Source organism: Pseudomonas sp. GW821-FHT09E04 (assembly GCF_059416185.1).
On sequence record NZ_JBWKOR010000004.1, the window covers coordinates 661364 to 685753 of the forward strand.

Annotated in this window: 22 protein-coding genes; 6 read left to right on the top strand and 16 right to left on the bottom strand. The window is 60.5% G+C overall.

Annotated elements, in window-relative coordinates; genetic code table 11:
* Positions 1–2 precede the first annotated feature (2 nt).
* The 3 genes from AC07N4_RS18095 to AC07N4_RS18105 form a co-directional block, all read right to left on the bottom strand.
* Positions 3–2033 carry a 2Fe-2S iron-sulfur cluster-binding protein gene (locus tag AC07N4_RS18095; protein ID WP_273538023.1) on the bottom strand — a complete coding sequence of 677 codons (2031 nt, stop codon included), beginning with the start codon at positions 2031–2033 and terminating at the stop codon, positions 3–5.
* Between the two features lie 45 nt (positions 2034–2078).
* On the bottom strand, positions 2079–2705 hold the full coding sequence (locus AC07N4_RS18100; protein WP_192559373.1) for a glutathione S-transferase family protein: 627 nt from the start codon (positions 2703–2705) through the stop codon (positions 2079–2081).
* Positions 2706–2809: 104 nt separating this feature from the next.
* A complete protein-coding gene (locus AC07N4_RS18105; RefSeq protein ID WP_102622633.1) occupies positions 2810–3736 on the bottom strand; it encodes a LysR family transcriptional regulator in 927 nt (308 codons plus the stop codon).
* Between the two features lie 229 nt (positions 3737–3965).
* Between AC07N4_RS18105 and AC07N4_RS18110 the strand changes: the two genes are divergently transcribed.
* The 6 genes from AC07N4_RS18110 (at position 3966) to AC07N4_RS18135 (ending at position 9157) form a co-directional block, all read left to right on the top strand.
* Positions 3966–4742, top strand: coding sequence for an ABC transporter substrate-binding protein (locus tag AC07N4_RS18110; protein WP_102622634.1), 777 nt, complete (start codon positions 3966–3968; stop codon positions 4740–4742).
* Positions 4743–4831: 89 nt separating this feature from the next.
* Positions 4832–5521: an ABC transporter permease gene (locus tag AC07N4_RS18115; RefSeq protein ID WP_096817045.1), complete on the top strand. Its 690-nt coding sequence runs from the start codon at positions 4832–4834 to the stop codon at positions 5519–5521.
* A 13-nt stretch (positions 5522–5534) separates the two neighbouring features.
* Positions 5535–6233: an ABC transporter permease gene (locus AC07N4_RS18120; RefSeq protein ID WP_096817043.1), complete on the top strand. Its 699-nt coding sequence runs from the start codon at positions 5535–5537 to the stop codon at positions 6231–6233.
* A 9-nt stretch (positions 6234–6242) separates the two neighbouring features.
* On the top strand, positions 6243–7355 hold the full coding sequence (locus AC07N4_RS18125) for a succinylglutamate desuccinylase/aspartoacylase family protein (protein WP_273538026.1): 1113 nt from the start codon (positions 6243–6245) through the stop codon (positions 7353–7355).
* An 18-nt stretch (positions 7356–7373) separates the two neighbouring features.
* Positions 7374–8138, top strand: a complete 765-nt coding sequence (locus AC07N4_RS18130) for an ABC transporter ATP-binding protein (protein ID WP_096817039.1) — start codon at positions 7374–7376, stop codon at positions 8136–8138.
* A gap of 110 nt (positions 8139–8248) precedes the next feature.
* Positions 8249–9157, top strand: a complete 909-nt coding sequence (locus AC07N4_RS18135) for a MurR/RpiR family transcriptional regulator (protein ID WP_096817037.1) — start codon at positions 8249–8251, stop codon at positions 9155–9157.
* 47 nt (positions 9158–9204) lie between these two features.
* Here AC07N4_RS18135 and AC07N4_RS18140 read toward each other — a convergent pair whose 3' ends face one another.
* From AC07N4_RS18140 to atpE, 13 genes are all read right to left on the bottom strand, one after another.
* Positions 9205–10611: an amino acid permease gene (locus AC07N4_RS18140; RefSeq protein ID WP_102622638.1), complete on the bottom strand. Its 1407-nt coding sequence runs from the start codon at positions 10609–10611 to the stop codon at positions 9205–9207.
* Between the two features lie 97 nt (positions 10612–10708).
* A complete protein-coding gene (hutH, locus tag AC07N4_RS18145; protein WP_493065572.1) occupies positions 10709–12241 on the bottom strand; it encodes a histidine ammonia-lyase in 1533 nt (510 codons plus the stop codon).
* Between the two features lie 2 nt (positions 12242–12243).
* On the bottom strand, positions 12244–13935 hold the full coding sequence (gene hutU, locus AC07N4_RS18150; protein WP_493065571.1) for a urocanate hydratase: 1692 nt from the start codon (positions 13933–13935) through the stop codon (positions 12244–12246).
* Positions 13936–14345: 410 nt separating this feature from the next.
* On the bottom strand, positions 14346–16178 hold the full coding sequence (gene glmS, locus AC07N4_RS18155) for a glutamine--fructose-6-phosphate transaminase (isomerizing) (RefSeq protein WP_096822374.1): 1833 nt from the start codon (positions 16176–16178) through the stop codon (positions 14346–14348).
* Positions 16179–16180: 2 nt separating this feature from the next.
* Positions 16181–16957 carry a DeoR/GlpR family DNA-binding transcription regulator gene (locus AC07N4_RS18160; protein ID WP_192559380.1) on the bottom strand — a complete coding sequence of 259 codons (777 nt, stop codon included), beginning with the start codon at positions 16955–16957 and terminating at the stop codon, positions 16181–16183.
* Positions 16958–17090: 133 nt separating this feature from the next.
* Positions 17091–18458, bottom strand: a complete 1368-nt coding sequence (glmU, locus tag AC07N4_RS18165; RefSeq protein WP_096822376.1) for a bifunctional UDP-N-acetylglucosamine diphosphorylase/glucosamine-1-phosphate N-acetyltransferase GlmU — start codon at positions 18456–18458, stop codon at positions 17091–17093.
* Between the two features lie 118 nt (positions 18459–18576).
* Entirely contained in the window at positions 18577–19002 is a 426-nt protein-coding gene (locus tag AC07N4_RS18170; protein WP_007954164.1) for a F0F1 ATP synthase subunit epsilon, read from the bottom strand.
* A 45-nt stretch (positions 19003–19047) separates the two neighbouring features.
* Positions 19048–20427 (bottom strand): F0F1 ATP synthase subunit beta, encoded by a 1380-nt coding sequence (gene atpD / locus AC07N4_RS18175; RefSeq protein WP_096822377.1) that lies wholly within the window; start codon positions 20425–20427, stop codon positions 19048–19050.
* 27 nt (positions 20428–20454) lie between these two features.
* The gene (gene atpG / locus AC07N4_RS18180) at positions 20455–21315 is read right to left on the bottom strand and encodes a F0F1 ATP synthase subunit gamma (RefSeq protein WP_092297368.1); all 861 of its coding nucleotides are present in this window, start codon (positions 21313–21315) and stop codon (positions 20455–20457) included.
* Positions 21316–21365: 50 nt separating this feature from the next.
* On the bottom strand, positions 21366–22910 hold the full coding sequence (gene atpA / locus AC07N4_RS18185) for a F0F1 ATP synthase subunit alpha (protein WP_096822378.1): 1545 nt from the start codon (positions 22908–22910) through the stop codon (positions 21366–21368).
* Between the two features lie 21 nt (positions 22911–22931).
* Positions 22932–23468 (bottom strand): F0F1 ATP synthase subunit delta, encoded by a 537-nt coding sequence (locus AC07N4_RS18190; RefSeq protein WP_007911956.1) that lies wholly within the window; start codon positions 23466–23468, stop codon positions 22932–22934.
* A gap of 12 nt (positions 23469–23480) precedes the next feature.
* Positions 23481–23951 carry a F0F1 ATP synthase subunit B gene (locus AC07N4_RS18195; RefSeq protein ID WP_007954149.1) on the bottom strand — a complete coding sequence of 157 codons (471 nt, stop codon included), beginning with the start codon at positions 23949–23951 and terminating at the stop codon, positions 23481–23483.
* 58 nt (positions 23952–24009) lie between these two features.
* Positions 24010–24267 carry a F0F1 ATP synthase subunit C gene (atpE, locus tag AC07N4_RS18200; RefSeq protein ID WP_003097235.1) on the bottom strand — a complete coding sequence of 86 codons (258 nt, stop codon included), beginning with the start codon at positions 24265–24267 and terminating at the stop codon, positions 24010–24012.
* Positions 24268–24390: the final 123 nt, after the last annotated feature.

Below are 24390 nucleotides of genomic sequence, written 5' to 3' on the forward strand. Positions count from 1 at the left end.
CTCTACAGATCCAGCACCAGCGGCTGGGCACTTTGCGCCGGCACTGCACAACAGATCAGCACTTGTCCTTCCTCCGGCACTTCGGCCGGAGGTTGTGGATAATTCACCGCACCGCTGATCAGCCGCGTCTTGCAGGTACCACATGAACCTCCGCGACAGCTGAACTCGGGACGCAAGCCACGACTTTCCGCCAGCTCCAGCAGACTGCCGCCATCGGGCTGCCACCGCGCTTCCTTGGCCGAACGCTCGAAGACCACCGGCACCGAGGTGGTGGCAGCCGGCAATTGTTCGATCACGATGGCGTCCGGATCGGCCTGCCGCTTGAGGGTCGAGGGGCCAAAGGTTTCGGCGTGGATCTGGTCGTCACGCACGTCCAGTTCACGCAGGCTGTCGTAAAGGCCTTGGGTAAAGCCGCCGGGGCCGCAAAGCACAAAGTCGATCTGATCGAAGTCCTCGACGTCCAGCAGGTTCCTCAGCAATGAGCCGTCGATGCGCCCGTGCAGGTCGTAATCCTCGCCTTCCACCAGATCGGGCTCCGGCTGGCTGAGCAGGCGCAACACCCGCACCGCATCGCCGGCGTCCTCCAACAAGCGGTCCAGCTCCGCGCGAAACGGTTGGTCGGCAAGACTGCGAGAACTCTGGATCAGCCAGGTCGGACGAATCCGCCGGGTGCGCAGGCCCTGATACACCACCTCACGCAGCATCGACAGCAACGGCGTGATCCCGACCCCGGCCGCCAGCAGCACCAAGGGCCGACGCTCCAGCGGCGCCACGGTGAAATGCCCTTGGGGCGAGCGCGCCTCCAGCACATCACCGACGCGCACCTGATCGTGCAGATGCGTCGATATCCGCCCTTCACGCTTTACGCTGATCCGGAAGAAATCATCCGACGGCGCACCCGACAGACTGTAAGTGCGAATGAACACCTCGCCATCGAGATTGAAGCGCAGCGGCAGATGTTGCCCGGCCTGAAACACCGGCAAGCCGGCCCCATCCACGGGTTCGAGGTAGAACGAACGGATGTGCTGGCTCTGCGCTTCAATCCGCGCCACCCGCAGCGGCCGCCAGCTGTCACCCAGAGCCTGGGCCTGCAAACGTGCTTCGGCCTGGGCCCAGGTGCCGGTCAGCAGACTGGTCGGCGACATGCCGTCGAAGCGCCAGCGCAGGGCCAACGCGCCCGGACGCCGCACCGCTTTTTCCACATCGAACGTCCACAACCGCTCGGCGCCCTGGAAGGCTGCGATCTGCGGCCCGTCGAGAATGACCTCGGTACGGCCGCTGAGCTGCAACAGATCACCTGTGGAAAAGTCGATGAACAGCAAGCCAGCCCGGGGATTGAGCAGCAGGTTGCCGAGAGTGTTGAAGTGCAGGTTGCCGGCAAAATCCGGGATGGTCAGGCGATTGCCTTCCACCCGCACGAAACCGGCCTGGCCGCCACGGTGCGAAACATCCACCGAACGCTCGCCGTCGACATCGACATAACTGGCGACGAAGAAGGTGTCGGCCGTTTCGATCAGCGCGACCGCCGCGTCATCGAGCCCATCGAAATGCTCGGCACGCCGGGTTTGCGGGTCTGCCAGCGGCACTCGCTGGAACTGGCGCAACTGAATGTACTGCGGGCAGTTGCCGAAGGACTGATCGACCGTCAAATCGAAACCCGTAGCCCCAAGGTTGCCGATGTGGCCGTTGAGGCGATTGCGCCGACGGGTGTGCAGCTCGATGCCGAGCAGGCCGATCGCCGCGCCAGCCTGTAACTGCGCCGGATCATCGGCGGCGGGCAGACTGTCGAAGTGCAATTGCGTTGGCTCGGGAGAATGAGCGAAACCCGGCTCGCCCTCCAGCACACTGGCCCAGGGACGGCCATCGGCATCCACCGCGCCGTACAACATGAAGGGTAATTGCTGATAGAACTGACGGTGCTGATCCGGCATCCAGGTGCGAATCACCTTACGACCGAATTCCTCCATGCGCTCGGCAACGCCGACCTGCGCTTGCAGTTGTCGCTCGCCGGCGTGCCAGGGTGAACGTTCCATGACGACCTCTCCCCCACGCCAGCGGCGCAGTCTGGATGGTGAACCTCAGGCGCTGGTTTGCAGACCGGCGACGGTACGTGGCATGCCGATGAAACCGGGCAATGCTTCAACCCGCGCCAGCCAGGCGCGCACGTTGGCATAGTCGTCCAGCGACACATTGCCTTCCGGCGCATGGGCGATGTAGCTGTAGGCCGAGACGTCGGCGATGGTCGGCTCGTTTCCGACCAGATACGGGGTCTTGCCCAGTTCCAGATCCATCACCTTCAGCAGGTTGTGCGCACGGGTGATCGCTTCATCGGCGTTGAGTTTCGCCCCGAACACCGTAACCAGCCGCGCCGCCGCCGGACCAAAGGCAATCGGTCCGGCCGCTGCCGACAGCCAACGCTGGACGCGCGCCGCGCCGACCGGGTCGCTCGGCAGCCAACGACCGTTGCCGTACTTCTGCGCCAGATACACCAGAATCGCATTGGAGTCGGCCAGCACCACGCCGTTGTCATCAATGGCCGGCACTTGCCCGAAGCTGTTGATCGCCAGGTAGTCGGGTTGTTTGTGCTCGCCCTTGGCCAGATCGACGAAGATCAGTTCGGTCGGCAGTTGCAACAGGGACAGCATCAGCTCGACCCGGTGGGCGTGGCCGGAACGCGGGAAGTTGTAGAGTTTGATCGCTTGCATGGTCGACTCCGCAGGGCTTAGGTGCCGCTCAGGAGGGTCGGCGGCCGTGGCAGTCATCTTCCACCTATCGCGAAAACAACAGAATCACCAGCAAACGCAATCCATTATTTCTCTGGATGAAATAACGCTGCGTTTTTCAGGGCCGGATGCTCACGCAAGGCGTTCACGGTGTAATCGACAAAACTGCGCACCCGGGCCGGCGCCTTGCGCCCGCCCTGATACACCACGTGGATTGGCAGCGGCGGCAACTCGTACTCGGCGAGAACGATTTCCAGCTCACCGGAGGCGATCTTGCCGGCAACCTGATAAGACAGCACCCGGGTCAATCCAAGCCCCAGGCAAGCGGCCGCAATCGCGGCCTGATTGGCGGTGACCACCAGCCGAGGCTCGGGCCTGACGCTCAAGGGTTCACCGTCCTCCAGAAATGGCCAACTGCGCAGTTGGCCGATGGCCGAAGTCGCCACCACCGGCGCGCCCGCCAACGCCTGTGGATGGGTTGGCCGACCGTGAACGGCAAAATACCCAGGCGAGCCGCAAATCACCCGGCGCACCTCACCGACCCGGATCGCATGCTGGTTGCTGTCCGGCAAGTCACCGATGCGGATCGCCACATCGACCCCTTCCTCGACCATGCTCACCACGCGATCCAGCAGCAAGGCGTTGATGGAAACGTCCGGGTACTGCGTCAGATAACCCGCCATCACCGGTGTGACAAACAGCTCGCCGAACAGCACTGGCGCGGTCACCGTCAATTGCCCACGGGGCTGGGTGTGGCTGCCGGCGGCGGAGTCTTCCGCTTCCTGCACCTCGGCAAGAATCCTCCGACAGTCTTCCAGGTAACGCTGGCCCGCCTCGCTCAGATGCACGCTGCGGGTGGTGCGAATCAGCAATTGCGTACCGATCCGCTGCTCCAGCGCCGCCACCGCCCGGGTGATGCTGGCCGCCGACAGACCCAAGCGCCGCGCCGCCGCGGAAAAGCCCTGCTCCTGAGCAACGGCCGCGAAAACCTGCATTTCCTGGAAGCGATCCATGGTGTCCCCGAAGTGGATGAAAAACCGCCTCGCATTATAGGCAGTACCCGATCCTCAACGGGCATGGCCGAACGACCGCCGATCCAGAATTGATATTTTTATTTTCAGTTGTATTGATGAATGATTTATTTCGTGTCATTTATAGCCTCGCCGATCACAGGAATGATCCAGCGCGCCACCCCGGATGGCGGGCACCTGTTTTCCTAACGCCCTCCCAGGAGTCGACAAAATGAACAAGACAGAACTTCTAGGTGCTCTGGCGCTGTGCGCATTCAGCTTCATGGCCCATGCCGATGAAGACAGCCTGCGTATCGGTATCGAAGCCGCCTACCCACCCTTTTCCTACAAAACGCCGGAAGGCAATGTCAGCGGGTTCGACTACGACATCGGCAACGCCTTGTGCGAAGAGATGAAGGTCAAGTGCGAGTGGGTCATTCAGGAGTTCGACGGCATGATTCCGTCACTCAAGGTGCGCAAGATCGACGCCGTGCTGTCGTCGATGTCGATCACCGAAGACCGGATGAAGTCGGTCGACTTCAGCAAAAAGTACTACCACACGCCGGGCAAGTTCGCGATGAAGGCCGGCAGCGTGATCAACGACCCGCTGGTGGACCTCAAGGGCAAGAAACTCGGCGTGCAACGCTCATCGACCTATGACCGGTTTGCCACCGAGCAACTGGAAAAGGCCGGCGTCGTCGTGGTGCGCTACGGCTCACAGAACGAAGCCTTCCTCGACCTTGCCTCGGGTCGCCTGGACGCTACCCTCGCCGACATCGTCAACACCGACGAAAGCTTCATCAAGACACCGGCCGGACAAGGTTTCGCACTGACCGGGCCGGATATCAACGACCCGAAATACTTCGGCCGTGGTGCCGGGATCGCGGTGCGCAAGGGGGACGTCGCCAACACAGCGCGCCTGAACGCGGCGATCGACGCCATCCGTGCCAACGGCAAATACCAGCAAGTGATGGGCAAGTATTTCGCCTTCGATATCTACGGCGAATAAACCGTCGCCTCCGCCCGGCGCCGGCCCGCTGCGGGCGCCCTTCGGGCTTGTCTTGCGCGCTTTCGGGCGCACGCTTGAGGAACTTCATCATGCTCCACGGCTACGGATCGAGCATTCTCGATGGTGCCTGGCTGACCATCAACCTGGCCCTGACCTCCATGTCGCTGGCCATTGCCCTGGGCCTGATCGGCGCGGCGTTTCGCCTGTCGCCGCTCAAATGGCTGGCCATGCTCGGGGAAGGCTACACGACCCTGATTCGCGGCATTCCCGATCTGGTGCTGATCCTGCTGATTTTCTATGGCGGCCAGGATCTGGTGAACCGCATCGCCCTGGCGTGCGGTTACACCCGCTACATCGACATCAATCCCTTCATCGCTGGTGTCTGCACCATGGGCTTCATTTTTGGTGCCTATCTCTCGGAAACCTTTCGCGGTGCCTTCATGGCCATCCCCAAAGGTCAGGCGGAAGCCGGTGCGGCCTATGGCATGCGCGGCACGCAAGTGTTCTGGCGGATTCTGGTGCCGCAGATGATTCGCTTCGCCATTCCGGGGTTCACCAACAACTGGCTGGTGCTGACCAAATCCACCGCGCTGATTTCGGTCATCGGCCTGCAGGACATGATGTTCAAGGCCAAGAACGCCGCCGACGCCACCCACGAGCCGTTCACGTTTTTCATCGCGGTGGCGGCGCTGTACCTGATGCTCACCAGCGTGTCGCTGCTGGTGCTGCGCGCTCTGGAAAAACACTATTCGGTCGGCATCAAAGCCGCCGAGTTGTGAGGAGAACCTGCCGATGATTCTCGACTACAACCTGATCTGGGAAAACCTGCCGCTGTATTTCGACGGCGCCTTGTTGACCCTCAAAGTCCTGCTCATTTCCCTGAGCCTGGGGCTGGTCCTGGCGGTTCCGCTGGCGCTGATGCGAGTGTCGCGCTCGCCGCTGCTCAGCTTCCCGGCGTGGCTCTACACCTACGTGATTCGCGGCACGCCGATGCTGGTGCAACTGTTCCTGATCTATTACGGCCTGGCGCAGTTCGAATCGGTACGTCAAAGCGTGCTCTGGCCTTACCTCTCCAGCGCCACGTTCTGTGCCTGCCTGGCGTTCGCCATCAATACCAGTGCCTACAGCGCGGAGTTGCTGGCGGGCAGCCTGAAGTCCACGTCTCACGGCGAAATCGAAGCCGCCCGGGCAATGGGCATGTCCCGCCTGACCTTGTACCGCCGCATCTTGCTGCCCTCAGCCTTGCGCCGGGCATTGCCGCAGTACAGCAACGAAGTGTTGATGATGCTGCAAACCACCAGCCTGGCCTCCATCGTCACGCTGGTGGATATCACCGGCGCGGCACGCACGGTGAGCTCGCGGTTCTATATGCCGTTCGAAGCGTTCATCACCGCCGGCCTCGTCTACCTCGCCCTGACATTCATTCTGGTGCGCCTGTTCAAGCTGGCCGAACGCCGCTGGCTGGCCTACCTGGCACCGCGCAAGCACTAAGGAGCTGACATGGAAAAGATTCAATACCTGTTGCCGTGGAGCGCTTCGGGCACCGAACGGACACTGTCGGTGTTCCGGTTTGGCGCCGGCCCGCGCAAGGCGTACATCCAGGCCTCCCTGCATGCCGACGAGCTGCCGGGGATGCGCGTGGCCGTCGAGCTCAAGCGCCGCCTGCTGGAACTGGAAGCACAGGGTCGCCTGAACGGCGTGATCGAACTGGTGCCGATGGCCAACCCGATCGGCATCGCCCAGATGTTCCAGGCCACCCATCAAGGTCGCTTCGAGTTCGCCAGCGGCAAGAACTTCAATCGCGACTTCCCGGAGCTGGCCGAAGCCGTGGCGCCGTTGCTCAAAGGCCGGTTGGGCGATGACGCCGACGCCAACATCGCGCTGATCCGCCGCGCCTTGATCGACACCCTCGCCGACATGCCGCCACCGGCCTCGGAACTCGATGGCCTGCGTCGCCTGTTGCTGCAACATGCCTGTGACGCCGATGTGGTGCTCGACCTGCACTGCGATTTCGAGTCGGTGATGTTGCTCTACACCATGCCGCAACACTGGGGACGCCTGCATTCATTGGCCGCACGCCTGGGTGCCGAGGTCACGTTGCTGGCCGAAGACGCTGGCGGCAGCGCTTTCGACGAGGCTTGCGCGGTGCCGTGGCTGCGCCTGACCGAGCTGTTCCCGGAAGCCAACATTCCCTTGGCGTGCGCGGCGACCACCATCGAATTGCGCGGCATGGCCGACACCGAACGCGATCAATGCATCGACAGCGCGCAAGCTATTCTCGGCTACCTCGCCGAACAGGGGTTGATCAGCGGTGAATGGCCGCCAGCGCCGTCGAGTCGTTGCGAGGCGATGCCGTTCGCCGGCGCGCAGTACGCCTGTGCGCCGCACCCGGGCGTGGTCAGTTTCCTGCAACCGCTGGGGGCGCGGGTCAAGGTCGGCGATCCTCTTTTCGAAGTCCATGATCCGCTCAACGACCGTCACAGCATCGTCCGCGCCTGCACCGACGGCGTGCTCTATGCCCGCGAACGCCTGCGCTTTGCCCAACCCGGTCTGTGGCTGGCCAAGGTCGCCGGTTTCACCCCTATTCGCCAAGGCCGCTTGCTCAGCGACTGATGCCAGAGAGTTCACACCATGTACAAACTTGAAATTCAGGACCTGCACAAAAGCTACGGCGCCCACCAGGTGCTCAAGGGCGTGTCCCTGCAGGCCCAGGCTGGCGATGTGATCAGCATCATTGGCTCCAGCGGGTCAGGCAAAAGCACCTTCCTGCGTTGCATCAACCTGCTGGAACAACCCAACGCCGGCAGCATTGTGCTCAATGGCGAACCGCTGAAACTGGTGGCGAATAAACTGGGCGGACTCAAGGCTGCCGAACCCCGACAGTTGCAACGCATGCGTTCACGGTTGTCGATGGTGTTTCAGCACTTCAACCTGTGGTCGCACATGAGCGCCCTGGAAAACGTCATGGAAGCCCCGGTGCATGTACTGGGCGTGGGAAAGAAAGAGGCCCGGGAAAAAGCCGAGCACTACTTGAACAAAGTCGGCGTGGCGCATCGCAAGGATGCCTGGCCCGCCCACATGTCGGGTGGCGAACAGCAGCGCGTAGCAATTGCCCGCGCACTGGCCATGGAGCCGGAAGTGATGCTGTTCGACGAGCCGACTTCGGCGCTCGATCCCGAACTGGTGGGCGAAGTGCTGCGGGTCATGCAGGACCTCGCCCAGGAGGGGCGCACCATGGTGGTCGTGACCCACGAAATGGGCTTCGCCCGTGAGGTCTCTAATCAACTGGTGTTCCTGCACAAAGGGCTGGTCGAGGAGCGCGGGGATCCACGTGAAGTGCTGGTCAATCCGCAGTCAGAACGCCTCCAGCAGTTTCTGGCCGGGAGCCTGAAGTAAGCCCGCCCGCTTCGCCCGGCGTTGTCCTGCAACGGTTGGCTTCGGATACACTCCAGCCAACCTTGTCAGGAGCAGCCCTTCTCTCACTTTCAGGAACTGTTGATCCGGATATGCCCAGCCCATCGAAAGACACCACGGTCTACGCCGCACCGGTCATGCGCAAACTGGCGGAAATCGTTGCCGATCTGCCGCCGTCGCTGCGCAAGGTGGCTGACTTCATCCTGCGTCATCCGCTGAAAGCCGCGACGCTGACGATCGAGGAAATGGCCCACGAAACATCGACCTCGCCCGCCGCCGTCAACCGACTGGCCAAGGCGATGGACCTCGGTGGCTACATGGGCATGAGGGCTGAACTGGTAGCGACGTTGCAGCAGATGGTGTCGCCGGTCGACAAGCTGCGCAATGAACTGGCTCATCGTCCGGGCGGAGCGTTCGGCCTGCATGAACAGATCGAGAGCGCCAGCAGCAACCTGGCCACGGCGGCGACCAACAACCACGCCGAGGCCTTCGAAGCGTTCGTCACCCGGCTGACCACTGCGCGCAAGATCTACATCCTCGGGTTCGGCAACAGCGTCTACTTCGCCGGCCTCGCCGCCTCGACCCTGATGCCGTTCTGCGCCGACGCTACCGCCATCAGCATGGAGGGCGGCAACGAAAACGCCGCGTATCGACTGGCCGCGATCACCGATCAGGATGTGTTGCTGGCGATTTCCCTGCCGCGTTATTCCCTCGACACCCTGCAACTCGCCCGATTCGCCAACCAACGCGGCGCGTCGGTACTGGCGATCACCGACTCACCGGCCTCGCCGCTCACCAGCATTGCCGAGCATGTGCTGTTTGCACCCTGCGATCATCCGGTGCTGACCAGCTCCAACGTGGCCATGCTGGCGTTGATCGAGGGACTGGTCGCGGGCGTAATGGCGCGCAACAAGGAAGCGGTCAAACTGGCGACCGAGCTGACCGAAAGCGTGATGTCTTACCTGCACATCCCCAACGGCAGCAAATCGCCGAAGAAGTGATGCGTGAAGGGGGCGCCGGTATATCCCGGGCGCCCCCTTCGATCAGATCAAGGCTGAGAAACCGGCTGATCGCTGGTCACCCGCGCAGCCTGCCCGGCCGCCGGTTTGACCCACGTCAGATAAGCCAGCACCAGCAACACGATCCAGACCACGCCGACGATCAGCGCTGCCTGGGTGTCCGGGAAGTAACCCAGCACGCCGAACACGAACAGCATGAAGGCAATCGCCGCCATCGGTGCGTACGGCCAGAACGGTACCGGGAATTTCAGTTGCGCCACCTGCTCGGCCGTCATGGAACGACGCATGGCCACCTGGGTGAACAGAATCATCAGCCAGACCCACACCGTGGCGAAGGTCGCGATGGAAGCGATCAGCAGGAACACGTTTTCCGGGATCAGGTAGTTCAGCAACACGCCCAGCAGCAGCGCGCAGCTCATCACAATCACCGTCAGCCACGGCACGCCATTGCGTGACAGCTGAGCGAAGCCTTTCGGCGCATGCCCTTGCTGAGCCAGGCCGTACATCATGCGGCCCGCACCGAAAATGTCGCTGTTGATGGCCGACACCGCCGCCGAGATCACCACAATGTTCAGAATCGTGGCCGCCGAGCTGATGCCCAGGTGGTCAAAAATCTGCACGAACGGGCTGCCCTGGCTGCCAATCTGCTGCCACGGGAAGATCGACATCAGCACCAGCATCGTCAGCACATAGAACAGCAGGATGCGCAGCGGCACGGCGTTGATCGCCTTGGGCAGCACACGGTGCGGGTCCTTGGCTTCACCGGCAGTCACACCGATGATTTCGATACCACCGAAGGCAAACATCACCACCGCAAACGAGGCGATCAGGCCACCTATGCCATTGGGCATGAAACCGCCCTGGGTCCACAGGTTGCTGATATCGGTCGCCTGACCGGGGGCGGTGCTGATGCCGAACAACATGATGCCGAAGCCGCCGAGGATCATCGCGACGATAGCCGCGACCTTGAGCAACGACAGCCAGAACTCCATTTCACCGAAGACTTTGACGTTGCACAGGTTCAGGCCGCCGACCACCGAAACGATGCCCAGCACCCAGATCCAGCGCGAGACTTCCGGAAACCAGAAGCCCATGTAGATGCCGAACGCCGTCACATCGGCCATGCCGACGATGACCATTTCGAACGCGTAGGTCCAACCGAGGATGAAGCCCGCCATCGGGCCGAGATAGGTGCTCGCGTAATGCCCGAACGAGCCGGCGACCGGGTTGTGTACCGCCATCTCGCCCAAGGCGCGCATGACCATGAACACCGCCGCGCCACCAATCAGGTAAGCGAGCAGAACGGCAGGACCGGCCATCTGGATGGCCGAGGCAGAACCGTAGAACAACCCGGTACCGATCGCGGATCCCAGGGCCATGAAGCGAATGTGTCGGGCCGAAAGCCCGCGTTTCAAACCTTTTGCTGGCTGCTGCATTTTTCGTCCTTATTTATTGTTATTCGACGCAAAAATCGAAACGCCAACAGGCCGGCCTCCACGCAGAGTGGAAGACAGCCTGTTGGCGATGAGGCACTTACAGACTCGGCAGCAAGTTCGCCGGAACCAACTCATTCAGAGTCCGCGAAGCCAGCAGCTCAGTCGCTGCATTGATGTCCGGCGCGAAGAAGCGGTCCTTCTCGTAGAACGGCACTTCGCGACGCAGAATCCCCCGGGCCTTTTCCAGTTTGGTCGAGGTCTTCAGGCCGTTGCGCAGGTCCAGACCCTGCGCCGCCGCCAGCCATTCCACCGCGAGAATCCCGCGAGTGTTCTCGGCCATTTCCCACAGACGCTTGCCGGCAGCCGGGGCCATCGACACGTGGTCTTCCTGGTTGGCGGAAGTCGGCAGACTGTCCACCGAATGCGGATGGGCCAGTGCCTTGTTCTCGCTGGCCAGTGCGGCAGCCGTCACCTGGGCAATCATGAAACCGGAGTTCACGCCGCCATTGGCCACCAGGAACGGCGGCAGTTGCGACATGTGCTTGTCCATCATCAGCGAGATGCGACGCTCGCTCAGGGAGCCTATTTCTGCAATGGCCAGGGCCATGTTGTCAGCAGCCATGGCGACGGGTTCGGCGTGGAAGTTGCCGCCGGAAATCACGTCGCCTTCAGCGGCGAATACCAACGGGTTGTCGGACACCGCGTTGGCTTCGACAGCCAGCGCTTCGGCGGCCTGACGGAACTGGGTCAGGCACGCGCCCATGACTTGCGGCTGGCAGCGCAGCGAGTACGGATCCTGAACCTTTTCGCAGTTCTGGTGCGAGTCGGAGACTTCACTGCGCTCGCCCAGCAGATCGCGGTAAGCGGCAGCGGCGTCGATCTGGCCTTTCTGGCCACGGGCAGCGTGGATACGCGCGTCGAACGGCGAGCGCGAGCCCAATACCGCTTCAACTGTAAGGCCGCCCAGCGCCAGTGCACCGGCAAACAGGTCTTCACCTTCGAACAGGCCGCGCAGCGCGAATGCGGTAGAGACCTGAGTACCGTTGAGCAGCGCCAGGCCTTCCTTCGCCGCCAGTGTCAGCGGGGTCAGACCGGCGACTTTCAGCGCTTCGGTCGCTTCCATCCACTCGCCCTTGTAGCGCGCATTGCCTTCGCCCAGCAGTACCAGCGACATGTGCGCCAGCGGTGCCAGGTCACCGGATGCGCCGACCGAACCTTTCAACGGAATGTGCGGGTAAACCTCGGCATTGATCAGGGCGATCAGCGCATCGATCACCACGCGGCGGATGCCGGAGAAACCACGGCTCAGGCTGTTGACCTTGAGCACCATGATCAAACGCACCAGCTCATCGCTGATCGGCTGACCAACGCCAGCGGCATGGGACAGCACCAGCGAGCGCTGGAGGTTTTCCAGGTCTTCGCTGGCGATGCGGGTCGAGGCCAGCAGGCCGAAACCGGTGTTGATGCCGTAAGCGGTGCGGTTCTCGGCGAGGATCTGCTCGACGCAGGCGACGCTGGCTTCGATCTGCGCCGAGGCGCTGTTGTCGAGGGTCAGCTTGACCGGGTTCTGGTAGACGTCACGCAGTTGGGACAGGCTCAGTTGGCCAGGGATCAGGTTCAGTGCAGTCATGTTCAGGCTCCTTTAACCGAAGTAATCATTGGCAGGTTCAAGCCCTGCTCCTTGGCGCAGTCGATGGCGATCTGGTAACCGGCGTCGGCGTGTCGCATCACACCGGTGCCCGGGTCGTTGTGCAGCACGCGAGCGATACGCTCGGCCGCCTCATCCGTACCGTCACAGACGATCACCATGCCCGAGTGCTGCGAGAAGCCCATGCCGACGCCGCCACCGTGGTGCAACGACACCCAGGTCGCGCCGCTCGCGGTGTTCAGCAGGGCGTTGAGCAGTGGCCAGTCGGACACTGCATCGGAGCCGTCCTGCATCGATTCGGTTTCGCGGTTCGGGCTGGAGACCGAGCCGGAGTCGAGGTGATCGCGACCGATCACGATCGGTGCCGACAGCTCGCCACGACGGACCATTTCGTTGAACGCCAGGCCGAGCTTGGCGCGCTGGCCCAGGCCGACCCAGCAGATCCGCGCCGGCAGACCCTGGAAGCTGATGCGCTCGCGGGCCATGTCCAGCCAGTTGTGCAGGTGCGCGTCGTCCGGGATCAGTTCCTTGACCTTGGCGTCGGTCTTGTAGATGTCCTGCGGATCACCCGACAGCGCCGCCCAGCGGAACGGGCCGATGCCACGGCAGAACAGCGGACGGATGTAGGCCGGGACGAAACCCGGGAAGTCGAAAGCGTTTTCCACGCCCTCTTCCTGAGCCATCTGGCGGATGTTGTTGCCGTAGTCGAAGGTCGGGATGCCTTGTTTCTGGAAGTCCAGCATGGCTTTGACGTGGACGGCCATCGATTGCTTGGCGGCCTTGATCACAGCGGCCGGTTCGGTCTTGGCGCGGGCGCGGTATTCGTCCCAGGTCCAGCCGGCCGGCAGGTAGCCGTTGAGCGGGTCGTGGGCGCTGGTCTGGTCGGTGACCATGTCCGGGCGCACGCCGCGACGGACCAGTTCCGGGAGGATTTCCGCGGCGTTGCCCAGCAGGGCGATGGAGATCGCCTTGCCTTCTTTGGTGTATTTGGTGATGCGTGCCAGGGCGTCGTCGAGGTCTTTGGCCTGCTCGTCGACGTAACGGCTTTTCAGGCGGAAATCGATGCTCACCTGCTGGCATTCAATGTTCAGCGAGCAGGCACCGGCCAGGGTCGCGGCCAGCGGCTGAGCGCCACCCATGCCGCCGAGGCCGGCGGTCAGGACCCAGCGGCCCTTCAGGTTGGAGTTGTAATGCTGGCGACCGGCTTCGACGAAGGTTTCGTAGGTGCCCTGGACGATGCCCTGGCTGCCGATGTAGATCCAGCTGCCGGCGGTCATCTGGCCGTACATGGCCAGGCCCTTGGCGTCGAGTTCGTTGAAGTGTTCCCAGGTCGCCCAGTGCGGCACCAGGTTGGAGTTGGCGATCAGTACGCGCGGCGCATTGCTGTGGGTCTTGAACACGCCGACCGGTTTGCCGGACTGCACCAGCAGGGTTTCGTCGTCGTTCAGGTTGGTCAGGCTTTCGACGATCTTGTCGTAGCACTCCCAGTTGCGCGCAGCGCGGCCGATGCCACCGTAAACCACCAGTTCTTTCGGGTTCTCGGCCACTTCCGGGTCGAGGTTGTTCATCAGCATGCGCAGCGGCGCTTCGGTCAGCCAGCTCTTGGCGGTCAGCTTGTTGCCGCGCGATGCACGGATTTCGACGTCACGATATTTTGTAGGCTTATTGTCAGTCACGAAAAAGACTCCTCAGCGATCAATTCAAACCAACCCTGGCGATGGGCAAGCGGCTTGTGCGCCCCTTGGCGCGACAAGCGAATCAGTGGACGTGATGCGGAGTTTCGTTCAACTCGTATGCATACGTCTTTACTTGTACATACAAGCATATGCAATTGAACGGCCAACTTGCTGAGAAGCTATCCAACAAGAACCGCAGACATGGCTGGAGAGCGCCAAAATCAAGGGTTGCGGCGTATTTCAGTTTTTTTACAGGGAGTGTTTTGAGCGGCGGGAGACTGTTACAGAAGCGTGGCGTTGCGCCTTGCTGGGGTGTTCGGTAACAAAAAGTGGGGAACATGCCACAGCCTGGAGGCCCCAATGGGCCTCCAGGCTGTGACCGTTTATTACGGGTTACCCTTGTGGATAACTTATTCCACCGTCACCGACTTCGCCAGGTTGCGCGGCTGGTCCACGTCGGTGCCTTTGAGCACAGCGACGTAGTACGACAGCAGTTGCAGCGGGATGGTGTAGAGGATCGGCGACAGGATGTCGTGGATGTGTGGCATCTGCACCACGTGGGTGCCTTCGCCGTTGGTCATACCGGCCTTTTCGTCAGCGAACACGATCAGTTCGCCGCCACGTGCACGGACTTCCTGCAGGTTGGACTTGAGCTTCTCGAGCAGTTCGTTGTTCGGCGCCACGGTGACCACCGGCATGTCGTTATCCACAAGTGCCAGCGGGCCATGCTTCAGTTCGCCGGCCGGATAGGCTTCAGCGTGGATGTAAGAGATTTCCTTGAGCTTCAGCGCCCCTTCCATCGCTACCGGGTATTGCGCACCACGACCGAGGAACAGGGTGTGGTTCTTGTCGGCGAACAGTTCGGCGATTTTTTCCACGGTGCTGTCCATGGCCAGCGCTTCACCCAAGCGAGTTGGCAGGCGACGCAATTCTTCGACCAGTCGGGCTTCAACGCCTTTTTCCAGAGTGCCGCGGACCTGACCCAAGGACAGGGTCAGCAGCAGCAGGCCGACCAGTTGCGTGGTGAACGCCTTGGTCGAGGCCACGCCGATTTCGCGACCGGCCTGGGTCAGCAGGGTCAGGTCGGATTCGCGCACCAGCGAACTGATGCCGACGTTGCAGATTGCCAGGCTGCCGAGGAAACCCAGCTCCTTGGCGTTGCGCAGGGCGGCCAGGGTGTCGGCGGTTTCGCCGGACTGGGAGATGGTGACGAACAGTGTATCCGGCTGCACCACCACCTTGCGGTAGCGGAACTCACTGGCAACTTCGACCTGACACGGAATCCCCGCCAGCTCTTCGAGCCAGTAACGGGCAACCATACCGGCGTGATAACTGGTGCCGCACGCCACGATCTGCACATTGCGCACCTTGGCGAACAGTTCGGCGGCCTGCGGGCCGAACGCCTGCACCAGCACCTGATCCGAGCTCAATCGACCTTCCAGCGTGCGTTGCACCACGGATGGCTGCTCGTGGATTTCCTTGAGCATGTAGTGGCGGAACTCGCCTTTGTCGGCGGCTTCGGCACCGTCGGTGTACTGCACGGTCTGGCGCTCGACGGCTTTGCCGGTCACGTCCCAGATCTGCACCTTGTCACGCTGGATTTCGGCGATATCGCCCTCTTCCAGGTACATGAAACGGTCGGTGACCTGACGCAGGGCCAGTTGGTCGGAAGCGAGGAAGTTTTCGCCCAGGCCCAGACCGATCACCAGCGGGCTGCCGCTGCGAGCCGCGACCAGGCGATCCGGTTGCAGCGCGTGGATAACCGCCAGACCGTAGGCGCCATGCAGTTCCTTGACCGTCGCCTTCAGGGCGTCGGAAAGGTCCGGCAGCGCCTTGAGTTTTTCAGTCAGCAGGTGGGCGATGACTTCGGTATCGGTGTCGGAAGAGAACACGTAACCCTGCGCCTTGAGTTGCTCACGCAGCGCTTCATGATTTTCGATGATGCCGTTGTGCACCACCGCGACGTTGCCGGAGAAATGTGGGTGGGCATTGCGCTCGCTCGGCGCGCCATGGGTTGCCCAGCGGGTGTGGGCGATACCGAGACGGCCAATCAGCGGATGTTCCGCCAGGGCTGCGTCCAGTTCACTGACCTTGCCCACGCGACGGGTGCGTTCCAGCGTGCCGTCATTGGTGTACACCGCCACACCGGCACTGTCATAACCCCGGTATTCGAGGCGCTTGAGGCCTTCGACCAGGATGGCGGTGATATTACGTTCAGCTACCGCGCCGACAATTCCACACATGCTTATTTCTCCTGACTGACCGTCGCGCAAATCAAATTGATACCGCGAGCCTGAATCTGATCCCTTGCCTCCTGCGGCAGGCGATCATCGGTGATTAGGGTATGGACACTGCTCCACGGCAGCTCCAGGTTTGGAATCTTGCGGCCGATCTTGTCGGCCTCGACCATCACGATCACTTCCCGCGCCACTTCCGCCATCACCCGGCTCAGGCCGAGCAGTTCATTGAACGTGGTGGTACCACGCACCAGATCGATGCCATCGGCACCGATAAACAACTGATCGAAGTCGTAAGAGCGTAGTACCTGCTCGGCGACCTGGCCCTGAAAGGATTCCGAATGGGGATCCCAGGTACCACCGGTCATCAGCAGGACAGGTTCGTGTTCGAGTTCGCTCAAGGCGTTGGCGACGTGCAGGGAGTTGGTCATCACCACCAGGCCCGGCTGCTGGCCGAGCTCGGGAATCATCGCGGCCGTGGTGCTGCCGCTGTCGATGATGATGCGGGCGTGTTCGCGAATACGGCTGACCGCAGCACGGGCAATCGCCTGTTTGTATTTGGAAACGTTCTGACTGACGTCGGCCACCAGTTCCTGAGGCATGGTGATCGCTCCGCCATAACGGCGCAGTAGCAGACCATGGCTTTCCAGTGCGGCCAGATCCTTGCGAATCGTAACTTCCGAGGTTTCGAAACGCTTGGCGAGCTCGTCGACACTGACTTCGCCCTGCTCATTGAGCAAGGCCAGAATGTTGTGGCGACGTTGGGGTGTGTTGCGTTTCGACATGGCGCGCTAAGTTTCGATTCGAAAGATAATGAAAGCAATCAAAACCTATCGCAGCAAAACCGTCAAGACGGAGGATGAAAAAAAATCGCTGCCCGTAGGCAGCGATTTTTCAGATTGAAGCGCTGTGGATAACTCAGCTCTTCTTGATCTTCTCCGGCCGCTTCCAGCCATCGATGTTCTTCTGCCGCGCACGGCCGACGGCCAACTGGGCGTTATCCACATTCTGGGTGATGGTCGAACCGGCTGCGGTGGTTGCACCCGCGGAGATATCCACAGGCGCCACCAGCGAGTTGTTGGAGCCGATGAACACATCTTCGCCCAACACGGTTTTCCACTTGTTCGCACCATCGTAGTTGCAGGTGATGGTGCCGGCGCCGATGTTGGTGCGGGCACCGATCTCGGCGTCGCCCAGATAGGTCAGGTGTCCGGCCTTGGCACCCTCGCCCATGCGGGCGTTTTTCAGTTCGACAAAGTTACCCACATGGGCGCGAGCCTCCAGCACGGTGCCCGGGCGCAGGCGTGCAAACGGGCCGGCATCGCTGCCTTCACCGAGCACTGCACCTTCGATATGACTGTTGGCCTTGATCACCACGCCTTTGCGCAGAGTACTGTCCTTGATCACGCAGTTCGGGCCGATCACCACGTCGTCTTCGATGACCACCTTGCCTTCGAGAATGACGTTGACGTCGATCAGCACATCGCGACCGGCGGTCACTTCACCACGCACGTCAAACCGCGCCGGGTCACGCAGGGTCACACCCTGAGCCATCAGACGACGGCCAGCGCGCAACTGATAGTGGCGCTCCAGTTCGGATAGTTGCTTGCGATCGTTGGCACCCTGCACTTCCATCGGATCATGGGGCTGCTCGGTCGCAACCACCAGGCCATCACCGACCGCCATTTCAATCACGTCGGTCAGGTAATACTCGCCTTGGGCGTTGTTGTTCGACAGACGACCCATCCAGTCAGCCAGATGGCTGGCAGGTACCGCGAGAATGCCGGTATTGCCTTCAGTGATCGCGCGCTGTGCTTCGCTGGCGTCCTTGTGCTCGACAATCGCCGCGACCTTGCCGCTGGCATCACGCACGATGCGACCATAACCGGTCGGATCGTCCAGTTCGACGGTCAGCAATCCCATCTGCCCTGGTACAACGTGCTTGAGCAGACGCTGCAGGGTTTCGACTTCGATCAGCGGCACGTCACCGTAGAGAATCAGAACAGTGTCGGCGGTGATGAACGGCACAGCCTGGGCAGTCGCATGACCGGTGCCCAACTGCTTGTCCTGCAACACGAAATTGAGATCATCGGCGGCCAGCCGCTCGCGCACCACATCGGCGCCATGGCCGATAACCACGTGAATGCGCTGGGGATCAAGTTGACGGGCACTGTGGATAACATGGCCGAGCATCGAGTCACCGGCAATCGGGTGCAGCACTTTCGGCAGTGCCGAACGCATACGGGTGCCTTGACCGGCCGCGAGGATAACGATTTCAAGAGACATGACTGGCTACCAATCCTGGGTGGTCAGCAACTGCGACCGGGTTTTTGAAAGTCGGAAAAGAAAAAAGGGTAGCCGAGGCTACCCTTTTTTATCAATCGCACAACAAGTGGCTGACGGATTAACCGCCAAACTTCTTGCGGATCTGCTGGACGGTGCGCAGCTGAGCTGCAGCCTCGGCCAGACGTGCGGACGCAGCTCCGTAATCGAAATCTGCGCTCTTCTCATGCAGAGCAGCTTCGGCAGCCTTGAGAGCTGCTTGAGCCTGAGCTTCATCCAGGTCGGCGGCACGTTGCACGGTATCGGCAAGCACCTTGACCATGTTCGGCTGAACCTCGAGGAAACCACCGGAGATGTAGAACACCTCGGCTTCCCCGCCTTGCTTGATCAGGCGGATCGGACCCGGCTTGAGATTCGTGATCAGCGGCGCGTGGCCCAGAGCGATACCAAGATCACCCAGAGCACCGTGCGCAATCACCATCTCGACCAGGCCGGAAAAGATTTCTCCTTCCGCGCTGACGATATCGCAATGGACTGTCATAGCCATCTGATTGCCTCAACCTAAATGAGCGCCCGTTGCCGGGCGCCGGGATTACAGTTTCTTGGCTTTCTCGATCGCTTCTTCGATGCCGCCGACCATGTAGAACGCTTGTTCTGGCAGGTGGTCGTAGTCACCGTTGAGGATGCCTTTGAAGCCAGCAATGGTGTCTTTCAGGGAAACGTATTTACCCGAAGCACCGGTGAAGACTTCAGCCACGAAGAACGGCTGCGACAAGAAACGCTGGATCTTACGAGCACGGTTTACCAACTGCTTGTCGGCTTCCGACAGCTCGTCCATACCCAGGATCGCGATGATGTCCTTCAGTTCTTTGTAACGCTGCAGCACGTACTGAACACCACGAGCGGTCTCGTAGTGATCGTTGCCGATCACGTTCGGGTCCAGCTGACGCGAAGTCGAGTCCAGTGGGTCTACCGCTGGGTAGATACCCAGGGAAGCGATGTCACGGGACAGAACGACGGTGGCGTCCAAGTGAGCAAACGTGGTCGCTGGCGACGGGTCAGTCAAGTCGTCCGCAGGTACGTATACCGCTTGGATCGAAGTGATCGAACCTTCCTTGGTCGAAGTGATACGTTCTTGCAGAACGCCCATCTCTTCAGCCAGGGTCGGCTGGTAACCTACTGCCGAAGGCATACGGCCCAGCAGTGCGGATACTTCAGTACCGGCCAGGGTGTAACGATAGATGTTGTCGACGAACAGCAGAACGTCGTTACCTTCGTCACGGAACTTCTCGGCCATGGTCAGGCCGGTCAGTGCTACGCGCAGACGGTTTCCCGGCGGCTCGTTCATCTGACCGTAAACCAGTGCCACTTTGTCCAGAACGTTGGAGTCCTTCATCTCGTGGTAGAAGTCGTTACCCTCACGAGTACGCTCACCCACACCGGCGAACACGGAATAACCGCTGTGCTCGATGGCGATGTTACGGATCAGTTCCATCATGTTTACGGTTTTGCCTACACCGGCACCACCGAACAGACCGACTTTACCGCCTTTGGCAAACGGGCAAACCAGGTCGATAACCTTGATGCCGGTTTCCAGCAGGTCGTTGCCGCCTGCCTGTTCAGCGAACGAAGGCGCTGGACGGTGAATGCCCCAACGCTCGTCGGTGTCAATCGGGCCAGCTTCGTCGATCGGGTTACCGAGGACGTCCATGATCCGGCCCAGGGTCGCTTTACCGACCGGTACGGAGATGGCTGCGCCAGAATCGGTAACTTCCAGACCGCGCTTCAAGCCCTCGGTGGAACCCATCGCAATGGTGCGAACCACGCCGTCGCCCAGCTGTTGCTGAACTTCCAGAGTGGTTGCGGCCGCGCTTTGAACTGTCAGCGCGTTGTAGATGCTCGGTACGCTGTCGCGTGGAAATTCCACGTCGATAACGGCGCCGATGATTTGAACGATACGTCCGCTACTCATAGCTGGATCCTCTGAATATTTGAACCGTTAAACCGCGGCAGCGCCGCCGACGATTTCCGAGATCTCTTGGGTGATCGCAGCCTGACGCGCCTTGTTGTAGATCAGCTGCAAATCGCTGATCAAATCACCGGCGTTGTCGGTAGCGTTCTTCATCGCGATCATCCGCGCAGCTTGTTCAGCCGCGTTGTTCTCGACCACCGCCTGGTAGACCTGCGACTCCACGTAACGGACCATCAAGCCGTCCAGCAGCTCCTTGGCATCCGGTTCGTAGAGATAGTCCCAGTGGTGCTTGAGTTCTTGATCCGGGGTTGCCACCAGTGGAATCAACTGCTCCACGGTAGGCTGTTGCGTCATGGTGTTGATGAACTTGTTGGATACCACGGACAGGCGGTCAATACGGCCGTCCAGATAAGCATCCAGCATCACCTTGACGCTGCCGATCAGATCATTGATCGACGGCTCTTCACCCAGGTGGCTGATAGCTGCAACGACGTTACCGCCGAAGTTGCGGAAAAAGGCCGCACCCTTGCTACCAACGACACACAGATCAATCTCGACGCCGTTTTCGCGGTTTACCGCCATGTCCTTGACCAGGGCCTTGAACAGGTTGGTGTTCAAGCCGCCGCACAGACCACGGTCACTGCTCACTACGACATAACCAACGCGCTTGATGGCGCGGTCGATCATGAACGGGTGGCGGTATTCCGGGTTGGCGTTGGCCAGATGCCCAATTACCTGGCGGATACGCTCCGCATAAGGACGGCTAGCAGCCATGCGCATTTGTGCCTTGCGCATTTTGCTGACCGCCACTTTTTCCATGGCGCTGGTAATCTTTTGCGTGCTTTTGATGCTCGCAATCTTACTGCGAATCTCTTTTGCGCCTGCCATGTAACACCTATCAGGTTAGCAAGCGGGAGCCTTGCGGCTCCCGCTGCGGCTTACCAGGTTTGGGTGGCCTTGAACTTCTCGATACCGGCTTTCATGCCAGCGTCGATTTCGTCATTGAAGTCACCCTTCACGTTGATCTTCGCCATCAAATCGGCGTGATCGCGGTTGAAGAAAGCAATCAGCGCTTGTTCGAAGCTGCCGATCTTGGCGATTTCAACGTCAGTCAGGAACCCACGCTCAGCGGCATACAGCGACAGCGCCATGTCAGCGATCGACATTGGTGCGTATTGCTTCTGCTTCATCAGCTCGGTAACGCGCTGACCATGCTCAAGTTGCTTACGGGTCGCTTCGTCCAGGTCAGAAGCGAACTGGGCGAATGCCGCCAGTTCACGGTACTGAGCCAGAGCGGTACGGATACCACCGGACAGCTTCTTGATGATCTTGGTCTGAGCGGCACCACCCACACGGGATACCGAAACACCGGCGTTCACTGCAGGGCGGATACCCGAGTTGAACATGGCCGATTCCAGGAAGATCTGACCGTCGGTGATGGAAATCACGTTGGTCGGAACGAACGCGGAAACGTCGCCAGCCTGGGTTTCAATGATCGGCAGTGCGGTCAGGGAACCGGTTTTGCCGGTCACTGCGCCGTTGGTGAACTTCTCTACGTATTCTTCCGAAACGCGGGATGCGCGCTCCAGCAGACGGGAGTGGAGATAGAACACGTCGCCTGGGTAAGCTTCACGGCCTGGTGGACGGCGCAGCAGCAGGGAAATCTGGCGGTAAGCCACTGCTTGCTTGGACAGATCGTCATAAACGATCAGCGCGTCTTCACCGCGGTCGCGGAAGAATTCACCCATGGTGCAACCGGAGTACGGTGCCAGGAATTGCAGCGCAGGAGATTCCGAAGCACTGGCAGCCACGATGATCGTGTTGGCCAGGGCGCCGTTTTCTTCCAGCTTGCGAACCACGTTGGCGATGGTCGATTGTTTCTGACCGATTGCAACGTAGACGCAGAAAATGCCGCTGTCTTTCTGGTTGATGATCGCGTCGATCGCCAGAGCGGTCTTACCGATCTGACGGTCACCGATGATCAGCTCACGCTGGCCACGGCCGACAGGGATCATGGCATCGACAGCCTTGTAGCCAGTCTGTACAGGCTGGTCTACCGACTTACGCCAGATCACGCCTGGAGCAACTTTCTCGACCGCGTCGGTCAAGGTGTTGTTCAGCGGACCTTTGCCGTCAACAGGGTTACCCAGTGCGTCGACAACGCGACCCAGCAGTTCCTTACCAACCGGAACTTCGAGGATGCGGCCGGTGCACTTGGCGCTCATGCCTTCAGCCAAAGACTGGTAGGAGCCCAATACAACGGCACCTACGGAGTCTTGCTCCAGGTTGAGGGCCATACCGTAGACGCCGCCCGGAAACTCGATCATCTCGCCGTACATGACGTCGGCCAGACCGTGAATCCGCACGATGCCGTCAGATACGCTGACGACAGTGCCTTCGTTACGGGCTTGGGAGGTCACATCGAGCTTGTCGATGCGGCCCTTGATAATTTCACTTATTTCGGAAGGATTGAGTTGCTGCATTGCTCTGCTGCCCCTTCAAACTCAAGATTTCAATGCTTCGGCAAGTTTCGCGATTTTGCCGCGAATCGAGCCATCGATAACCAGGTCGCCGGCGCGGATAACGACACCACCTATAAGGGCAGCATCCTCCGCAACTTGCAGGCGCACTTCCCGGTTGAGTCGTGCACTGAGAACCTTGGCGAGTTTGTCTTGCTGTTCTTGGTTCAATGCAAAAGCACTGGTCACTTCAACGTCTACCGATTTCTCTTGTTCGGCCTTGTACAGGTCGAACAGAGCAGCAATCTCCGGCAGAAGCGGGAGACGGTCGTTTTCGGCAACGACATTGATGAAGTTCTGTGCCTTGGCATCAAACTTGTCGCCGCACACGTCAATGAACGTGGCGGCCTTTTCTGCGCTCGTCAGTCGCGGGGCCTTGAGCACGCGCTGCATGGTGTCGTCTTGCGACACCGCTGCAGCCAGGCCGAGCATGGCTGACCAATTGGCCAGTTGCTGGTGGGCCTGAGCGTGCTCGAAGGCCGCCTTAGCGTAAGGTCGGGCCAACGTGGTCAGTTCTGCCATGATCGCCCTCGCTTAGATTTCAGCAGCCAGTTGGTTAACCAGCTCTGCGTGCGCGTTTTGATCGATTGTGGCACCCAGGATCTTCTCGGCGCCGCCGACAGCCAGCAAGCCCACTTGGGCGCGCAGCTTGTCTTTGACACTGTTCAGTTCCTGTTCGATCTCGGCTTGAGCCTGAACCTTCACACGGTCAGCGTCGACGCGGGCCTTTTCAACGGCCTCTTCGACAATCTGGTTACCGCGTTTCTTGGCTTGCTCGATGATTTCAGCTGCCTGAGCTTTCGCTTCGCGCAGTTGCTGACCCGCTTTCTCTTGGGCCAACTCCAGGTCGCGAGCTGCTCGGCTGGCAGCGTCCAGACCATCAGCGATCTTCTTTTGACGTTCGTGCAGAGCTGCGATGACCGGAGGCCATACGAACTTCATGCAGAACAGTACAAAAATCAGGAACGCAACGGACTGGCCAATCAGGGTCGCATTAATGTTCACGCCAACACCTCGCAGTTACGTTGTCCATCACACCAAATCACTCGGAAAATCCGAATGATTAGCCAGCGATTTGACCAACGAACGGGTTCGCAAAGGTGAAGAACAGAGCGATACCAACACCGATCATGGTTACGGCGTCGAGCAGACCGGCAACGATGAACATTTTAACTTGCAGCATTGGAACCATTTCTGGCTGACGCGCTGCGCCTTCCAGGAACTTGCCGCCCAGCAGGCCGAAACCAATTGCGGTACCCAGTGCGCCCAGGCCGATCAACAGTGCAACAGCGATAGCGGTTAGACCAACTACAGTTTCCATCTTTCCTCCCGACTTTTACGTCGTATGGTTTAGGTTTTTTAGATTAAAGCGGTAAAACAAATCGTTTCATGGTGCCCCGTGAGGAGCCCCTTCCCGTTTTACCGGGAAGGACATCAGACTAGT